The organism is Bacillus sp. ISL-4 (genome assembly GCF_018613275.1).
GTDB classification, from domain to species: Bacteria; Bacillota; Bacilli; order Bacillales; family DSM-1321; genus Peribacillus; species Peribacillus simplex_E.
The window spans coordinates 42,733-57,194 of record NZ_JAGGQN010000009.1 but is presented as its reverse complement, the minus strand read 5'-3'; the positions used below and the strand labels follow the sequence as shown (position 1 = coordinate 57,194).

The following is a 14,462-nucleotide window of genomic DNA, read 5'->3' as shown; positions in this document are numbered from 1 at the left end:
TGAATAGAGCCAGAGTCTTTCATGAAAGCTTTGGATTAATGATGTGGGATTCAAGGTCTTTCTTGATCGTCCCCATGCAGGAAACGATCATTTTTTTCATTAATGGGCCCGGCAAATTGTGCATTGATTTCCTTAACCACTTGATCTAAAAAATCATCGGATATTATTGGAGTATTTGTTTTTTTGTGCATGTGTTTTTCAACAGCCCTTTCTGGAAATCGTCGTTGGGATCAATAATGAAGGATACGTTATCAACATAACCTCCCTGATTAAAAATTATTCTTTCTATGTCGAACATTTTCACTTGCTTTTACATTTCACGGAAGCGTTTATAATAAACAGTTATATTTTGCTTAGAGATTATGGTAAGGGATATGTTAGTGGATCATTTTACAACCAAAGGCGTGAACCCGAAATAGCCCAATCACCTCTAGGTAATTGGGCGGGGGTATATTAATTTCATTGAGGGAACAGCTGCCTTAAATATGTTATTAGCTGATCACGAAGTTCAGGTCGTTTCATGGCGAAATCTAATGAAGCTTGGAGGAAGCCGAATTTATCGCCGACGTCATATCGATTTCCTTCGATGATATACGAGTATAATGGTTCCTTTTCTAACAAAAGGTCTAAAGCTTCGGTAAGCTGGATCTCCCCCTTCCGATCGGGCTGTACGGTTTCAAGGATTTCAAAAATCGAAGGCGATAAAATATATCGGCCAATAATTGCCTGTGTTGATGGTGCATCCTCCACTTTTGGCTTTTCCACCAAGTTTTTTATCAGAAATAAATCCTCATAACGTTCTTGGAAATTTACGATCCCATACTTGGAGACATCGGCAGGTGACACTTCCTTACATCCGATAATGCTCGTACGAACCTTGTTATACTGTTCCATTAACTGCTTCAATGCTGGAACCTGGCTATCCACGATATCATCCCCTAACAGGACGGCAAAAGGTTCGTCTCCGATAAAAGTTTTCGCACATAACACCGCATGCCCCAGACCTAAAGGTTCCTTTTGTCTTACATAGTGGATATCCACCATGTTGGAAATGTTCTTCACGATGTTAAGCAGATCTTTTTGACCTTTCATTTGCAGAAGCATTTCAAGTTCAATTGATTTATCGAAATGATCTTCGATGGCACGTTTGTTTTTACCCGTAACGATGATAATATCTGTAATCCCTGATTGTACCGCTTCCTCGATAATATATTGAATGGTCGGCTTATCGACAATCGGCAGCATTTCCTTTGGTTGAGCTTTCGTGGCAGGTAAAAATCGTGTTCCTAAACCGGCTGCTGGAATCACCGCTTTCTTTATCATAGCCCAGCCCCTTTTTAAGGTTCTTTAATATGCTTTTTGTTCTACCCTTCATTTTATGTGGTCATTGGTTGACCTATTTCAAAATAGGTTAAAATAAATCCCAGAAATAGAATAGATTTACCTTTGAAGCAAATATTATGGATATATGAATTTGGTCAAGAGGTGTATATTTTGCCAATTGAAAATCAAGAGAGAGTTCAAATCCTTTTTGCCTTACTCGTCATTGTTTTATATCTTTCTCCTTTATTCATCCTTGGGGAAAATGCGCATATTCGCGTACATGATAATTTGGATTCCAACCTTGCCTGGTATAAAGTCCTTTCAGAAAGCGGTGAGTTATTCGGTGCAATAGACGCCGAAATTCCCCAGATTATGAATGGGCTGCCCCGAAATGCTTTTGGCAGTGAGTTCAGTATTATCGTGTGGCTTTATGCTCTTTTTCCGACAATGGTTGCATATGCAATAAGCCAGGCATTAACAAGGTTTATTGCATTCCTTGGTATGTATATCCTATTAAAGAAACATTTGATTACAGGAAGCCGATCAGGCTGGATTAGGGTTGGAACATCCTTAGCCTTTGCCCTTACCCCATTTTGGCCATCGGGAATGCTCAGTACACTTGGGATGCCGCTTGCACTTTGGGCTTTTTTGAATATTCGCAGCAAGGACCATTCTTGGAAGAATTATTTGGTCCTTACACTTTTACCGCTTTATTCAAGCATCGTGCTTGGCTTTTTCTTTTTCCTTGTTGCAATGGGGTTTCTTTGGCTAACGGATGTGGTCAGGAGAAAAGGGTGGAATATAACGTTTCTTCTTTCAATCGTGTATATGACCGTCATTTTTGGAATGGTGGAGTATCGTTTGGTCGCTTCATTCATTTTTGATTCGGAGCCAAACAGCAGAGATGAATATTTTCACGCAAGGCTGCCCCTCGAGTGGGTCATTAAGCTTACATTCAAAAATTTCGTTCTTGGCCATACGCATGTCATGACTGTACATGCGCTTATCATCCTGCCGATTACCATCTTTGCCCTTTATATTATTCTGACCAAAAAACTGTGGAGACAGGAAAGGGTATATGTTTTTTTATTTTGCTTGAATTTTATCCTCTCAGCATGGTACGCATTTTGGTTTTATAAAGGCTGGCTTCCTTTAACGGAAAGGTTTCACACTCTGGATACGTTTAATTTTGCAAGATTTCACTTTTTAAGGCCGATGGTAATTTACGTGGGGTTTGCCCTCGCGGTAAAAATCATTTGGGAACACAGCGATTATGCTAAGAAAACCCTTTCTATTTTCATCGCCGTTCAAATTATGGTTTTAATGGGTTCCAATGAAGAAATCACTCATAATAAAAAACCTTCTTTTAAAGAGTTTTATTCAGAAAGCCTTTTTCGGGAAATAAAAGATCATATTGACCTTCCGCAGGAAGAATATCGTGTTGCCAGCATTGGGCTGCATCCCGCAATTGTACAATTTAATGGATTTTACACGCTAGATAGCTATAACAATTTCTATCCGCTTACTTACAAACATCAATTTCGTCAAATAATTGAAAACGAATTGGCTAAGAATAAAAACATCAGAATCTACTTTGATGAATGGGGAGGACGTTGTTACCTATTTACCGATGAGCTTGGGAAGCATTATATGTTCAAGAAAAGCTCGAAGAAAGAGCTGAAAAATTTAGACCTTAATATGGATGCGTTTAAAGGATTAGGTGGCAAGTATATATTTTCTGCCATACCAATCAACAACGCGAAGGAAAACGGATTGGTACTAGATAGGATTTTCACGAAAAAAGGAAGCGTGTGGAAAATTTATTTATACAGAGTCATGTGAAAAGGGGGGAATAGAGTGAATTCACCGATACTAACGATTGTTGTACCTTGTTATAACGAAGAAAGCGTATTGCAGGATACCATTACCCAGCTTTGTGGATTGGTGAGGGGGTTAGTCGAAGAAAACGTTGTTTCTGGTCAAAGTAAAATTCTATTGGTTGATGATGGAAGTAAAGATCAAACATGGAAGATCATTTATAAGGAAACGATTAATAATGAACTTGTTCGTGGGCTAAAGCTTTCCCGGAATGCAGGACATCAAAATGCACTTCTGGCAGGATTGTTTACAGCTAAAGAAGCCTCGGATTGTGTGATTTCCATTGATGCAGATTTACAGGATGATATTCAAGTCATCCCTGAATTCATTCGGAAATTCAATGAAGGGTGTGAAATTGTATACGGTGTCCGCCAGAAAAGGGACCTCGATTCATTTTTTAAACGAACATCTGCAACTGGTTTTTATAAAATGATGAACAAGATGGGGGTTAACCTTGTCTATAATCATGCCGATTTCCGGCTAATGAGTAAGAGGGCGATCGCGGAGTTGGAACGATTTGATGAAACGAATCTTTTTTTACGGGGGATCGTACCGCTCATTGGGTTTAAGACGGACTCTGTTTATTATGACCGAAAAGAAAGATTGGCTGGGGAAACGAAATATCCATTTAAGAAGATGGTTGCTTTTGCGTTTGATGGCATTACTTCCTTTTCAGTTACACCGATTCGGCTTGTATTATGGCTAGGATGTCTTTCCTTTTTCATTAGCTTACTCTTTGGGTCTTACTTTTTATGGTTAAAGTTTTATGGGCAGACCGAAACTGGATGGACCTCATTAATCACCTCCATATGGTTGATCGGTGGACTACAGTTGATTGCTGTCGGCTTAATTGGGGAATATATCGGTAAAATCTATAATGAATCCAAACGCCGGCCTAAATATATAGTTGATCTGGATCTATTTAATCCACTCGATTTAAAAAAACGGGAGCAACTAGACAATGAACGGAACAGTATTGAAAAACTATCTAAAACACACTAACTCCTTTATCCGCTTTTTATTGGTTGGGATAGTCAATACAGCGCTTGGACTTTCCATCATCCTTTTTCTCATGAATGTTCTAGAATTCTCTTACTGGGTCTCCACCTTTATCGGTAATGGTACGGGAGCTGTAACGAGTTTTCTTTTGAACAGAACTTTTACCTTTAAAAGCGATATAGAATGGCGGAGAGGAGTTGCACGTTTCTTTTGCGTCATCCTGATTTGTTATTCCGCCGCATATTCTTTAGGCCAAGCTATTGCAGAATCAATGGAAGGATCCGTTTATTTACCCATACAACAAAATGTGGCTGTGCTGATAGGAGCAATTTTTTACACAGTTCTTAACTATATTGGCCAAAAATACTTTGTCTTTAAAAAAAGCAATTTGAGACCAATTCATGAAGGAAGGAACTAATTAGGGTGGATCAGAGGGATAATGCCCCCGGTTGTACGAAATAAAGGGGAATCAAAAAGCGAAAATCAATGCAAGTTTAATGATTCAAGCTGGGGGCAGATTGTTTCTATTCGTCCTTCACGATCTCCATGTGGCGATCATTTTTTCCTTTTCTGACCATCTTTCATTCATTGACTCCTTGATTTTTTTCCTTTTAGACGTTTACTTACCTCCTTTCCTCCCTTCGAACCATGTGTTTGCATGACTTATGTAATATACGTCAAGAATAAAACCTCACATACAAAAAAAAATTATATTTCTGTGCAAAATTTTCATTTACTTTTCCATTTCACGGGAGTATGATAATCAACAGTTTCATATTTCTAAATCGCTTAAACCTTATGGTGCGGGGGACCCGGTATTGGGATTGTTACTACAATCCAAGGGGTGAATCCTTTCAAGGTAGGGCTACTCTTAGGTCCGAATCCGACAGCTAACCTCGTAAGCGTTATATGAGAAGGAAGGTGGAGCTTGTTAGACAAAAAAAATGATGTCTACAGGTCTATTTAGCTATGACTTGTAGGCATTTTTCTATTTCGTCTTGTTTTTTGCTACAGCTGGGTAACATAAACTTATTAATTTAATATGGTGGTGAATACTTGATGTTATCTTCTATAAAGAGGTTCTTGATTGGGAGACCTTTAAAATCAAATGCACTTGGTGAACAAAAGCTTAACAAAACAAAGGCTTTAGCGATATTATCTTCTGATGCTTTGTCTTCGGTTGCTTATGGACCTGAGCAAATATTGATCGTTCTGATCACAATCGGTGCTGCAGCATTCTGGTATTCCATCCCTATCGCAATCGGAGTATTGATCCTGTTAACCGCCTTGATTTTGTCCTATAGACAAATCATTTTCGCTTATCCGCATGGCGGCGGGGCCTATGTGGTTTCAAAAAACAATTTAGGAGTCAATCCAGGGCTGATAGCTGGAGGATCCTTATTGGTGGATTATATATTAACTGTGGCTGTTAGTGTTTCAGCAGGTACGGATGCAATCACGTCCGCTTTTCCCGGCCTGCATTCATATAATGTCATCATAGCGATCATTTTCGTCATTCTGCTTACAATTCTGAACCTGCGGGGGGTTACGGAGTCGGCCTCTGTTTTGTCCTATCCGGTGTACCTATTCGTTTTAGCATTGTTCATCTTGATTGGTGTCGGGATTTACAAGATTTTGACAGGGGGAGTTTCACCGGAATTGCACACGTCCATCGGGACTCCGGTAGCGGGCATCAGTTTATTCATACTGCTAAGAGCATTTGCATCAGGAAGCTCCGCATTGACAGGAGTCGAAGCTATTTCCAATGCAATCCCGAACTTTAAAGATCCAGCCCCGAATAATGCGGCGAAAACTTTAATAGCGATGGGTTCCTTACTAGCTGTATTATTTTCGGGAATCGTATTCTTAGCCTATTATTTAAGCATTGTTCCTAGCGCAGAGGTAACGGTCGTCTCCCAGATTGCTGAAGAGATCTTTGGACGGAATTTCATGTATTTCTTCATTCAAGGTACGACTGCATTGATCTTGATACTTGCGGCCAATACTGGCTATTCGGCCTTCCCTCTGCTTGCGGTAAATCTAGCGAAGGATAAATTCATTCCAAGGGCGTTTACGATCAGAGGGGACCGATTAGGGTATTCCAATGGAATAATCATACTGGGACTTGCATCGATCATCTTAATAGTCTCATTTGAAGGACATACAGAAAATCTCATTCCGCTTTATGCCGTAGGGGTATTCATTCCATTTACTCTGTCCCAGACCGGGATGATTGTTAAATGGATTCGCGAAAAGCCAAAAGGCTGGATGTTAAAATTAACCATTAATTCAATTGGTGCCATTATTAGCTTTATCGTCACGATGATATTCTTCTTGACCAAGTTTACTCAGGTTTGGCCTGTTTTGATTTTTATACCTATTATCCTTTTAATTTTTCATCGAATCAAAAAGCATTATGAAGCAGTTGGTGACCAACTAAGGATTACAACATGTGAGCCGATCTTGCCAATTGAAGGAAATATCATTATCGTACCTGTGGCCGGTATAACTCATGTGGTTGAGAACTCTTTAAATTATGCAAAATCTCTTTCAGCGCATCAGGTCATTGCCGTTTACGTTGCTTTTGAAAGAGAAGATGAAAAGAAATTCGAAGAAAAATGGAAAAAGTGGCAGCCAGATGTCAGACTAGTTACACTGAATTCTTATTATCGAAGTATCATTCAGCCATTAACAAAATTTGTGGATACGGTTGAACATAAGGCGAGTGAATCCAATTATAAAGTTACGGTGATCATCCCCCAATTCATTCCGAAGAAGGGCTGGCACAATATTCTTCATAACCAATCAAGTTTACTGATTCGTGCCTACTTACTTTATAGAAGAAATGTGGTTGTTACGACGGTGCCATATCATTTGAAGAAGTAAGTTCCATTATCTAAGAAAAGAAGCAAACCTACATAAGGTTTGCTTTTTTTTATAATCTTTATAAAAAAGACAGCAGTAACTTACGCTGCCGATATTTGAGTATGAACATTCATTACCAACTCATACCCGTACAATAAAAAGGATTTGCAGTAAGATGTGGGGATACTTCCTCTTTTAGAGCTTTAATTTATGTTAATTTAAAACTTTCTCCATCATCATTATCCGTACGACGGCTGTTTGGGAAAGTGATTATTTCAAAGTCGCTGATGATTCGGAAATGGACATGCAACATCATCAACATGGTGGCTAGAATCAATCAGTATCACTAAAAAGGGCTGCGTCTGCAGCCCTTTTTGTGTTGAACACTGCTTTAGGGGAAACACTTCATAAAATTACCAAGGGTCAATTCAAATAATGCGAACATATTAAGAAGACAAAATGAAATTTACTGCTTAGTTTTGAACTTACATATATGGGGGTTGTAAATGGATATATTATTAGCTCTCTTGCCGGCATTATTCTGGGGAAGCATCGTTTTATTTAATGTGAAACTCGGGGGTGGACCTTATAGTCAAACACTAGGTACAACGATTGGCGCCTTGATTTTTTCAATTGGTGTTTATATTTTCGCAGATATTGAATTGTCACTCCTGGTGTTTGGAGTCGGAGTCGTATCTGGATTGTTTTGGGCTGTTGGACAAGCTAACCAGCTTAAGAGCATTGATTTAATGGGAGTTTCCAAAACCATGCCAATATCAACAGGATTGCAGCTCATTTCAACCACTTTATTCGGGGTCATAGTTTTTCACGAATGGTCTACAATGAAAGCGATTATTTTAGGCGTTTTGGCTTTAGTCTTCATTATTATAGGAATCGTCTTGACCTCCTTGGAAGATAAAGAATCGAAAGAGGGCAAGTCGGGAAACTTGAAGAAAGGAATTGTTATTCTACTCATCTCGACATTCGGTTATTTGGTTTATGTGGTAGTAGCCCGTCTTTTTGACGTTGACGGGTGGTCAGCGTTGTTCCCTCAAGCGATAGGGATGGTGTTAGGCGGTCTGTTATTGACTTTTAAACATAAACCGTTTAACAAATATACGATTCGCAATATCATTCCGGGTTTGATATGGGCTGCAGGGAACATGTTTTTATTCATATCCCAGCCCCGTGTGGGAGTGGCTACTAGTTTTTCCCTTTCGCAAATGGGCATAGTCATCTCAACTATTGGCGGGATCATCATTTTACGTGAAAAGAAAACGAAGCGCCAACTAATTGGAATTGTTATTGGAATAATCTTGATCATCATAGCTGGGATTATGCTCGGGTTGGCAAAAAGTTAATTGGAGGGTGATTAAATGTATACAGATTTAGAAGGTAAGGTCGTTGTTATAACGGGTTCATCCACTGGTTTAGGAAAAGCGATGGCCATTCGCTTTGCTAAGGAAAAGGCAAACGTCGTGGTTAATTATCGTACTAAATTAGAGGAAGCAGATAGTGTAATGGAAGAAATCAAAACAAATGGTGGGGAAGCCATTGCAGTAAAAGGCGATGTCACCATTGAAGAAGATGTCATTAACCTTGTTCAATCAGCGATAAAGAATTTCGGGAAACTCGATATATTCATCAATAATGCAGGAATTGAAAATCCGGTTCCATCTCACGAGATGCCGTTAAGCGACTGGAATAGGGTAATTAATACCAACTTAACCGGAAATTTCCTGGGCTGCCGTGAAGCTATCAAGTATTTTGTCGAGAACGATATTAAAGGGAATGTTATAAACATGTCCAGTGTACATGAGATGATTCCCTGGCCTTTATTCGTTCACTATGCGGCAAGCAAGGGCGGGGTGAAGCTGCTTACGGAAACCCTGGCTCTTGAATATGCACCAAAAGGGATCCGTGTGAACAGCATTGGTCCTGGAGCCATCGCCACGCCAATTAATACCGACAAGCTTGAGGATCCCGAAAAGAAAAAAGATCTTGAAAGCATGATTCCGATGGGGTATATCGGAAAGCCTGAAGAAATTGCTGCGGTTGCTGCATGGCTGGCATCTTCAGAATCCAGTTATGTAACGGGCATCACTCTATTCGCTGACGGAGGAATGACAAAATACCCTGCATTCCAAGCGGGAAGAGGATGAATTTAGTTTAATTCCTCTTTTAAGATGCAACAAGAATCCCAGCAGGATCATTCCTGCTGGGATTCTTGTTAAAAAAGCATTAACGAGTGTGATGATTATACCAGCTAATGAAGTTATCGACGACCGTATCGATAAACTGGACAGTCGACTCATGTGTAAGCCTGCCTTCGTTATCGATTTTGTCATGCACTGCACCAACATATACTTCATTTCCGGGAAGGAGCGGGGAGGAGATGCCTAATGCGAATAGGATCTCACGCAAATGCAATTGAGCTTTAACCGTTCCTAATTGCCCCATTGACGCACCCATGATCCATGAAGGTTTGCCGATCAAGACTTTATCGACACGTGATAACCAATCGATTGCATTGCCCAATACGCCTGGAATCGTACCATTGTATTCAGGTGTTACCCACAAGACTGCATCTGCTTCGGCCACTTTGCTTTTAAATTCTTTTACAACTAATGGAGGGTCATTTTCAATATCTTGATCATAAAAAGGTAAATCCCGAATGTTCAAGATTTCGAGATCAAACCGATCTTGATATCTAGTTTGAATATATTTTGCTAGCTTAAGGTTGTAAGACTCTTTACGAATACTTCCCACTATTGCAACAACTTTCATCTTCAATACCTCCAAGGATTTGTAATGGATAATCATGTAAATGTGTTCTACTTACCTATTATAATTGGAATATAAATGAAAGGGAAAAAGGATGCTTGAGAAATAATCATTCTGTGGATGACCCTTCATTCATACAACGGTGAAAATGCTTTTCCATGACATAGCCAAAAAAGGAGGCAAGCATTTGTTGAAACAGCATGCCAAGTACAACGGGAACAGCGACGGCAGCAGGGAAATAGGTTGTTGCAAGAACGGCTCCAGCACTGATGTTCCGCATACCGCCTGTAAATGTCAAGGTGATGATATCCTCCTTTTCCCACCTTAAATATGCACCGGCCATCCAAGAAAGGGCATACCCTGAAGCAGCTATGAACAAAACCAAGAAGGCCATGATCATTAATTTCTTATCGAAATGGGTTAAGTAAGGAGCGATTTTTGAACTGTTTAATATGACTACGATTCCAACGCTTATCTTGGAAAATGGAGCTAAGCGGGGGGATAGTATAGATTGTATTTTCCCTTTTGTAGCCTGATTCAAGAACATGGCAAGCATGGAGGGAAGAACGACCATTCCGATTAATCCTTTCACAATCGACCCCAAATCCATTTCAATCGTACCGCCTCCAAAAAGGGAAACACTGTAAGGAACGATGAATGGCGAGAGTAGGGTGTCGATCAAGATGATAGTTAGGGCAAGAACGGCATTCCCATTATAAATGGATACCCAGATCATACTGGTGACACCGGTTGGAATCACTACAGCCAGGACTAGGCCGGTAATCGTGAAAGCATCACCATGAAACACTAAGTGGCCGAGACCAAAAGCCCAAATAGGCATGAGCATATGAAGGATGAGCAATACGATGAAAACAGGTAAAGGGTGGGTGACAGCCTGTTGCAAAGATTTAAAGTTGGAGCCTAAACTTCCGGAAAATGTTATGAAGGCGAATATCCATGGAACAAGAAAAGTGTAATCCATTAGATGTTCGGCCAATAATACCCCAATCACCACGCTTAACGGAGTGATGAGAGGCATGATTTTATCCATTTGTTCATTTATTGTTTTCAGCATCATTCATTCACTTCCTGAGCTATTCTATTAAGTAAGTTTACCATATTCCCAAAGAAAAAATTTGTAAGACAAGTAATTTGTCTATTTATTTTTTCTGTATTTTTTAAAATGGTGAAAAGCATGTATTGGAAGGATAGATTCGGTGAGGGATTCATCGTTCCAAAAAGGGTTTTCCCGGTTGTGTTCATTAAAAAGAGATTTTGGCAGGTTTGTTCGATGCAGCGTTGTATATTCATCGAAAAATAGTTTAAAGTAGAGGGGAGAGGTGAAAGAAATGTCAGAAAAGGTTTCCAGTATAATGTGGTTTAGTCTTGCAGTGCAAGCCCTGCTTGTTCTTGCTGATCATGATGGATTATGCAATAGTAATAAATTGGCTGATAAGCTTGATTCGGAGTCCGGCTTTCTTAGAAAAATATTAAGTAATTTAGTGAAGGCAGGGTTGATTCAAGCAAAGGAAGGAAGGGATGGGGGATATTCACTTGCCAAAAATCCCGAACAAATCATTCTTGCAGATATATACGCTGCAATTAAATCTGAACCTTTTTCAAAGGGATTTCTTGATGTGAATGATAAGAAATGCTTTCAACCATCTTCACGCGAAGCTTTATGCGGTTTAAAAAACGAGATGGAGAGCTGGATTATACAAGGCCTGGAGCAGAAAACGATTGCTGATTTACTTTCGAAATCTTAATGTGAAAAACGAAACTGACATGGTTTCGTTTTTCATAAACTGTATTTGACAAAAGAACAGTATGCGTTATATACTGTTCCTGTATTAATTACAGTTAAATGGAGGTCATTATAAATGACAAAAAATATAATGAGTAAAGAAGAATACCTAAATAAATCGAAAGAATTGAATATACCGCTTGAAAAGCCCAAAGTCCTTAATGATACGGACTTCATTACGGTAGCAAAAGAACGGAGATCTGTTCGCCAGTACGATGCTGAATACGTGATGACTGAAGAGGAAATTCGCGAAATCCTGGATATTGCGATTCAAGCACCGTCTTCTTCCAACTTACAGCCATGGAGATTCCTTGTGATTCAAGATAAGCAAACCCAACAAGAATTGCTCCCAATCGCCAATAACCAACAACAAATCGTCGATGCATCTGCTGTCATTGCCGTTTTAGCTGATATAGAAGGTTACAAAAATGCAGAGCGGATTTATGGTGAATTAGTCAATAAAGGAATTATGAAGAATGAAATCAAAGAGCCATATGTAGTCTCTATTCTGCATAATTACGGCAACTTTTCCGCTGAAAAGGCTTTAAGTGTAGCCATGATTGACGGTGGCTTGGTTTCCATGCAGATCATGTTAGCTGCAAAAGCAAAAGGATACGATACAGTCCCAATGGGTGGGTTCGATGAAGCCAAATTTGTGGATGCATTCAATGTACCGGAAAACTTCAAACCTGTCATGTTAATTTCCATTGGAAAAGGAACTAAAGCAGGCTTTGAAAAAGTCCGTTTGCCACTTGATACTGTATTGACTTGGAATAAATACTAAGTTTTTGGAACAATATTTGTACTATGTTAAAAGGATAGCTAAAACTCGCTATCCTTTTTTTCATGATTTGAGATTTGCTCTCTACTCCTTTTATTAAAAATGATTATTCTCGCAAGCGATAAAAGGATATGTTACAATTTTTCCAGATATTTCTCTGGAATATCTCTTCTAAAAATCACCGACGGCAAACTTAAGCATAAGGGATAAACAGTGCTAAAGAATTGTTTTGGCGCGCAAGCCAAAAATACAGCAATTATCGTTGATTTAGCCGTTCACAATGGATTGGAGGGAGTCCTTATGAAGAATATGAAAAGTGAAGTGTTCTCGTGGTTGAAATCTATCTTATTCGCTTTAATGATCGTGTTCATTTGCCAACAGTTTTTATTTACACCTGTTACAGTAAAAGGTGAATCAATGGAGCCGACTTATGAAAATGATGACCGGATAGTGGTAGCTAAAATCGGAAAGCCGGAGCGCTTCGATATGGTCGTATTTTATGCTCCGGACGCGGAAGAGAATTATATAAAAAGGGTGATCGGTTTACCAGGTGACAGCGTTGAAATGAAAGATGATATCTTATATATCAATGGGAAAAAGTATACAGAACCATATTTGAAAATAAAAAAAGGGGAAGTTCCACCTGAAGAAAATCTGACGGAGAATTTCACCTTGAGTGATTTACTTGGGAAATCCAGGGTACCTGCCGGTCATTTATTTGTCATGGGGGATAATCGAAGGAATAGTTGGGATGGAAGAAGATTTGGTTTTATTTCTGAAAAATCAGTAATGGGCAAAGTGAAATTTCGTCTCTACCCATTAAATGAAATGGGATTGCCGAAGTAAATGGAAAGCCAGGAGGATAATTATATAGACTAAGTTGTATTTATAGCAGATGATGGATAAGAACCTTTTCCTGTGGTTAAGGTTTTTCATTTTGGATTGTGGGGGGTATACATATGACGAATGGGTTAGCTGCCATCTCCATCCCGATGCTGGATGAAGAAATGGGACGGCAGGTTAAAGGACATGTTGATTCACTGACCGTTCCTCAGGGAAGCTTAGGAAGGCTTGAAGAATGGATAATCGAACTGGCCAAGATGACAGGAGAGGCATTTCCGGACATTTCGAAACCGGGTGTGATCGTGTTTGCAGCCGACCATGGAATTACGGAAGAAGGGATTTCGGCTTATCCAAAAGAAGTGACGGAACAAATGGCACTTAATTTCCTGAATGACGGTGCTGCCATCAATGTATTAAGCCGCGCGATAGATGCTTACTTGGACATTGTCGATATAGGGATCGATGCAGATATCGAAGCACCAGGGTTAACTTCGAGAAAAGTCCGCAATGGAACTAGAAACTTTTATAAAGAAGAGGCGATGACAAAGGAAGAAGTAATTCAAGCGCTTGAAATTGGATATGACCGTGCACAGAAAATGATTGCCCGTGGTGCGAACTGCCTGATTCTTGGTGAAATGGGAATCGGAAATACGACTTCCAGTACCGCAATCATCTCCATCGTAAGCGGGAAAAGCGTCGAATCACTAGTGGGGCAGGGAACAGGATTGAAGTCAGAAGGCATTATACATAAGCGAAGAATAATTGAAGAAGCGATTTCATTAAGAAATCCTAATCCGGATGATCCAATCAATATTTTGATGAAAATCGGCGGGTTCGAAATCACAGGTATGGCAGGGGCCATGCTTGCTGCAGCGAATAACCGTATACCCATTCTTGTTGATGGCTTCATTACAACCACGGCTGCTGTATTGGCAAACCTGATTTCCGGACGTGCAGCCGATTATATGTTTGTTGGACATCGATCTGCAGAACCTGGTCATAGAACGGCCATAGAACTGCTTGGCAAGGAGCCAATCCTCGATGTGGGAATGAGAATCGGGGAAGGAACAGGGGCTGCCCTGTCATACCCCATCCTTAAGGCAGCGACATTGGTCATTAAAGAAATGGCAACATTTGAATCTGCAGGCGTGTCGAATAAGTAAGAAATAGGAGACCTTCATTGCG

The 14,462-nt window shown here is 39.8% G+C and carries 14 protein-coding genes and 1 riboswitch; of the genes, 10 read left to right on the top strand and 4 right to left on the bottom strand.

Annotated features, from left to right (window positions below):
- Window positions 1-50: 50 nt before the first annotated feature.
- Both J7J00_RS05950 and galU read right to left on the bottom strand, forming a co-directional pair.
- Complete coding sequence (locus J7J00_RS05950) at window positions 51-191, bottom strand: hypothetical protein (protein ID WP_214788717.1); 141 nt, start codon at window positions 189-191, stop codon at window positions 51-53.
- Window positions 192-459: 268 nt separating this feature from the next.
- Window positions 460-1,323 carry a UTP--glucose-1-phosphate uridylyltransferase GalU gene (galU, locus tag J7J00_RS05945; protein ID WP_214788714.1) on the bottom strand — a complete coding sequence of 288 codons (864 nt, stop codon included), beginning with the start codon at window positions 1,321-1,323 and terminating at the stop codon, window positions 460-462.
- A 177-nt stretch (window positions 1,324-1,500) separates the two neighbouring features.
- Here galU and J7J00_RS05940 point away from each other — a divergent pair, with 177 nt between their 5' ends.
- The 6 genes from J7J00_RS05940 to J7J00_RS05915 all read left to right on the top strand — a co-directional run bounded on the left by J7J00_RS05940 (window position 1,501) and on the right by J7J00_RS05915 (window position 9,227).
- The gene (locus J7J00_RS05940) at window positions 1,501-3,165 is read left to right on the top strand and encodes a DUF6044 family protein (protein ID WP_396020495.1); all 1,665 of its coding nucleotides are present in this window, start codon (window positions 1,501-1,503) and stop codon (window positions 3,163-3,165) included.
- A 15-nt stretch (window positions 3,166-3,180) separates the two neighbouring features.
- Entirely contained in the window at window positions 3,181-4,203 is a 1,023-nt protein-coding gene (locus J7J00_RS05935) for a glycosyltransferase family 2 protein (RefSeq protein ID WP_214788711.1), read from the top strand.
- Window positions 4,163-4,618, top strand: coding sequence for a GtrA family protein (locus tag J7J00_RS05930; protein ID WP_214788708.1), 456 nt, complete (start codon window positions 4,163-4,165; stop codon window positions 4,616-4,618). The genes J7J00_RS05935 and J7J00_RS05930 overlap by 41 nt, the downstream gene beginning before the upstream one ends.
- A gap of 358 nt (window positions 4,619-4,976) precedes the next feature.
- Window positions 4,977-5,121: riboswitch (cyclic di-AMP (ydaO/yuaA leader) on the top strand.
- A 138-nt stretch (window positions 5,122-5,259) separates the two neighbouring features.
- On the top strand, window positions 5,260-7,086 hold the full coding sequence (locus J7J00_RS05925; protein ID WP_214788705.1) for an APC family permease: 1,827 nt from the start codon (window positions 5,260-5,262) through the stop codon (window positions 7,084-7,086).
- 485 nt (window positions 7,087-7,571) lie between these two features.
- Entirely contained in the window at window positions 7,572-8,426 is an 855-nt protein-coding gene (locus J7J00_RS05920) for a RhaT/GlcU family sugar-proton symporter (RefSeq protein WP_214788702.1), read from the top strand.
- 15 nt (window positions 8,427-8,441) lie between these two features.
- On the top strand, window positions 8,442-9,227 hold the full coding sequence (locus tag J7J00_RS05915) for a glucose 1-dehydrogenase (protein WP_214788698.1): 786 nt from the start codon (window positions 8,442-8,444) through the stop codon (window positions 9,225-9,227).
- A 79-nt stretch (window positions 9,228-9,306) separates the two neighbouring features.
- Here J7J00_RS05915 and J7J00_RS05910 read toward each other — a convergent pair whose 3' ends face one another.
- A complete protein-coding gene (locus tag J7J00_RS05910; protein WP_096340244.1) occupies window positions 9,307-9,852 on the bottom strand; it encodes an NADPH-dependent FMN reductase in 546 nt (181 codons plus the stop codon).
- A gap of 106 nt (window positions 9,853-9,958) precedes the next feature.
- Window positions 9,959-10,927 carry a bile acid:sodium symporter family protein gene (locus tag J7J00_RS05905; protein ID WP_214788695.1) on the bottom strand — a complete coding sequence of 323 codons (969 nt, stop codon included), beginning with the start codon at window positions 10,925-10,927 and terminating at the stop codon, window positions 9,959-9,961.
- A gap of 271 nt (window positions 10,928-11,198) precedes the next feature.
- On the opposite strand from J7J00_RS05905, the gene J7J00_RS05900 reads away from it, so the two are divergent.
- The 4 genes from J7J00_RS05900 to cobT all read left to right on the top strand — a co-directional run bounded on the left by J7J00_RS05900 (window position 11,199) and on the right by cobT (window position 14,440).
- Window positions 11,199-11,615, top strand: coding sequence for an RrF2 family transcriptional regulator (locus J7J00_RS05900; protein ID WP_076367661.1), 417 nt, complete (start codon window positions 11,199-11,201; stop codon window positions 11,613-11,615).
- A gap of 114 nt (window positions 11,616-11,729) precedes the next feature.
- The gene (locus tag J7J00_RS05895; protein ID WP_214788692.1) at window positions 11,730-12,437 is read left to right on the top strand and encodes a nitroreductase family protein; all 708 of its coding nucleotides are present in this window, start codon (window positions 11,730-11,732) and stop codon (window positions 12,435-12,437) included.
- Window positions 12,438-12,734: 297 nt separating this feature from the next.
- Window positions 12,735-13,280: a signal peptidase I gene (gene lepB, locus J7J00_RS05890; RefSeq protein WP_214788689.1), complete on the top strand. Its 546-nt coding sequence runs from the start codon at window positions 12,735-12,737 to the stop codon at window positions 13,278-13,280.
- A 113-nt stretch (window positions 13,281-13,393) separates the two neighbouring features.
- Entirely contained in the window at window positions 13,394-14,440 is a 1,047-nt protein-coding gene (gene cobT / locus J7J00_RS05885) for a nicotinate-nucleotide--dimethylbenzimidazole phosphoribosyltransferase (protein ID WP_214788686.1), read from the top strand.
- Window positions 14,441-14,462: the final 22 nt, after the last annotated feature.

Bases quoted from the DNA above. Each gene is read 5' to 3' on its own strand.
- cobT (WP_214788686.1), top strand. From the start codon at position 13,394: ATGACGAATGGGTTAGCTGCCATCTCCATCCCGATGCTGGATGAAGAA.
- J7J00_RS05905 (WP_214788695.1), bottom strand. From the start codon at position 10,927: ATGATGCTGAAAACAATAAATGAACAAATGGATAAAATCATGCCTCTC.
- lepB (WP_214788689.1), top strand. From the start codon at position 12,735: ATGAAGAATATGAAAAGTGAAGTGTTCTCGTGGTTGAAATCTATCTTA.
- J7J00_RS05925 (WP_214788705.1), top strand. From the start codon at position 5,260: ATGTTATCTTCTATAAAGAGGTTCTTGATTGGGAGACCTTTAAAATCA.
- galU (WP_214788714.1), bottom strand. From the start codon at position 1,323: ATGATAAAGAAAGCGGTGATTCCAGCAGCCGGTTTAGGAACACGATTT.
- J7J00_RS05895 (WP_214788692.1), top strand. From the start codon at position 11,730: ATGACAAAAAATATAATGAGTAAAGAAGAATACCTAAATAAATCGAAA.
- J7J00_RS05930 (WP_214788708.1), top strand. From the start codon at position 4,163: ATGAACGGAACAGTATTGAAAAACTATCTAAAACACACTAACTCCTTT.
- J7J00_RS05915 (WP_214788698.1), top strand. From the start codon at position 8,442: ATGTATACAGATTTAGAAGGTAAGGTCGTTGTTATAACGGGTTCATCC.
- J7J00_RS05900 (WP_076367661.1), top strand. From the start codon at position 11,199: ATGTCAGAAAAGGTTTCCAGTATAATGTGGTTTAGTCTTGCAGTGCAA.
- J7J00_RS05920 (WP_214788702.1), top strand. From the start codon at position 7,572: ATGGATATATTATTAGCTCTCTTGCCGGCATTATTCTGGGGAAGCATC.
- J7J00_RS05910 (WP_096340244.1), bottom strand. From the start codon at position 9,852: ATGAAAGTTGTTGCAATAGTGGGAAGTATTCGTAAAGAGTCTTACAAC.
- J7J00_RS05950 (WP_214788717.1), bottom strand. From the start codon at position 191: ATGCACAAAAAAACAAATACTCCAATAATATCCGATGATTTTTTAGAT.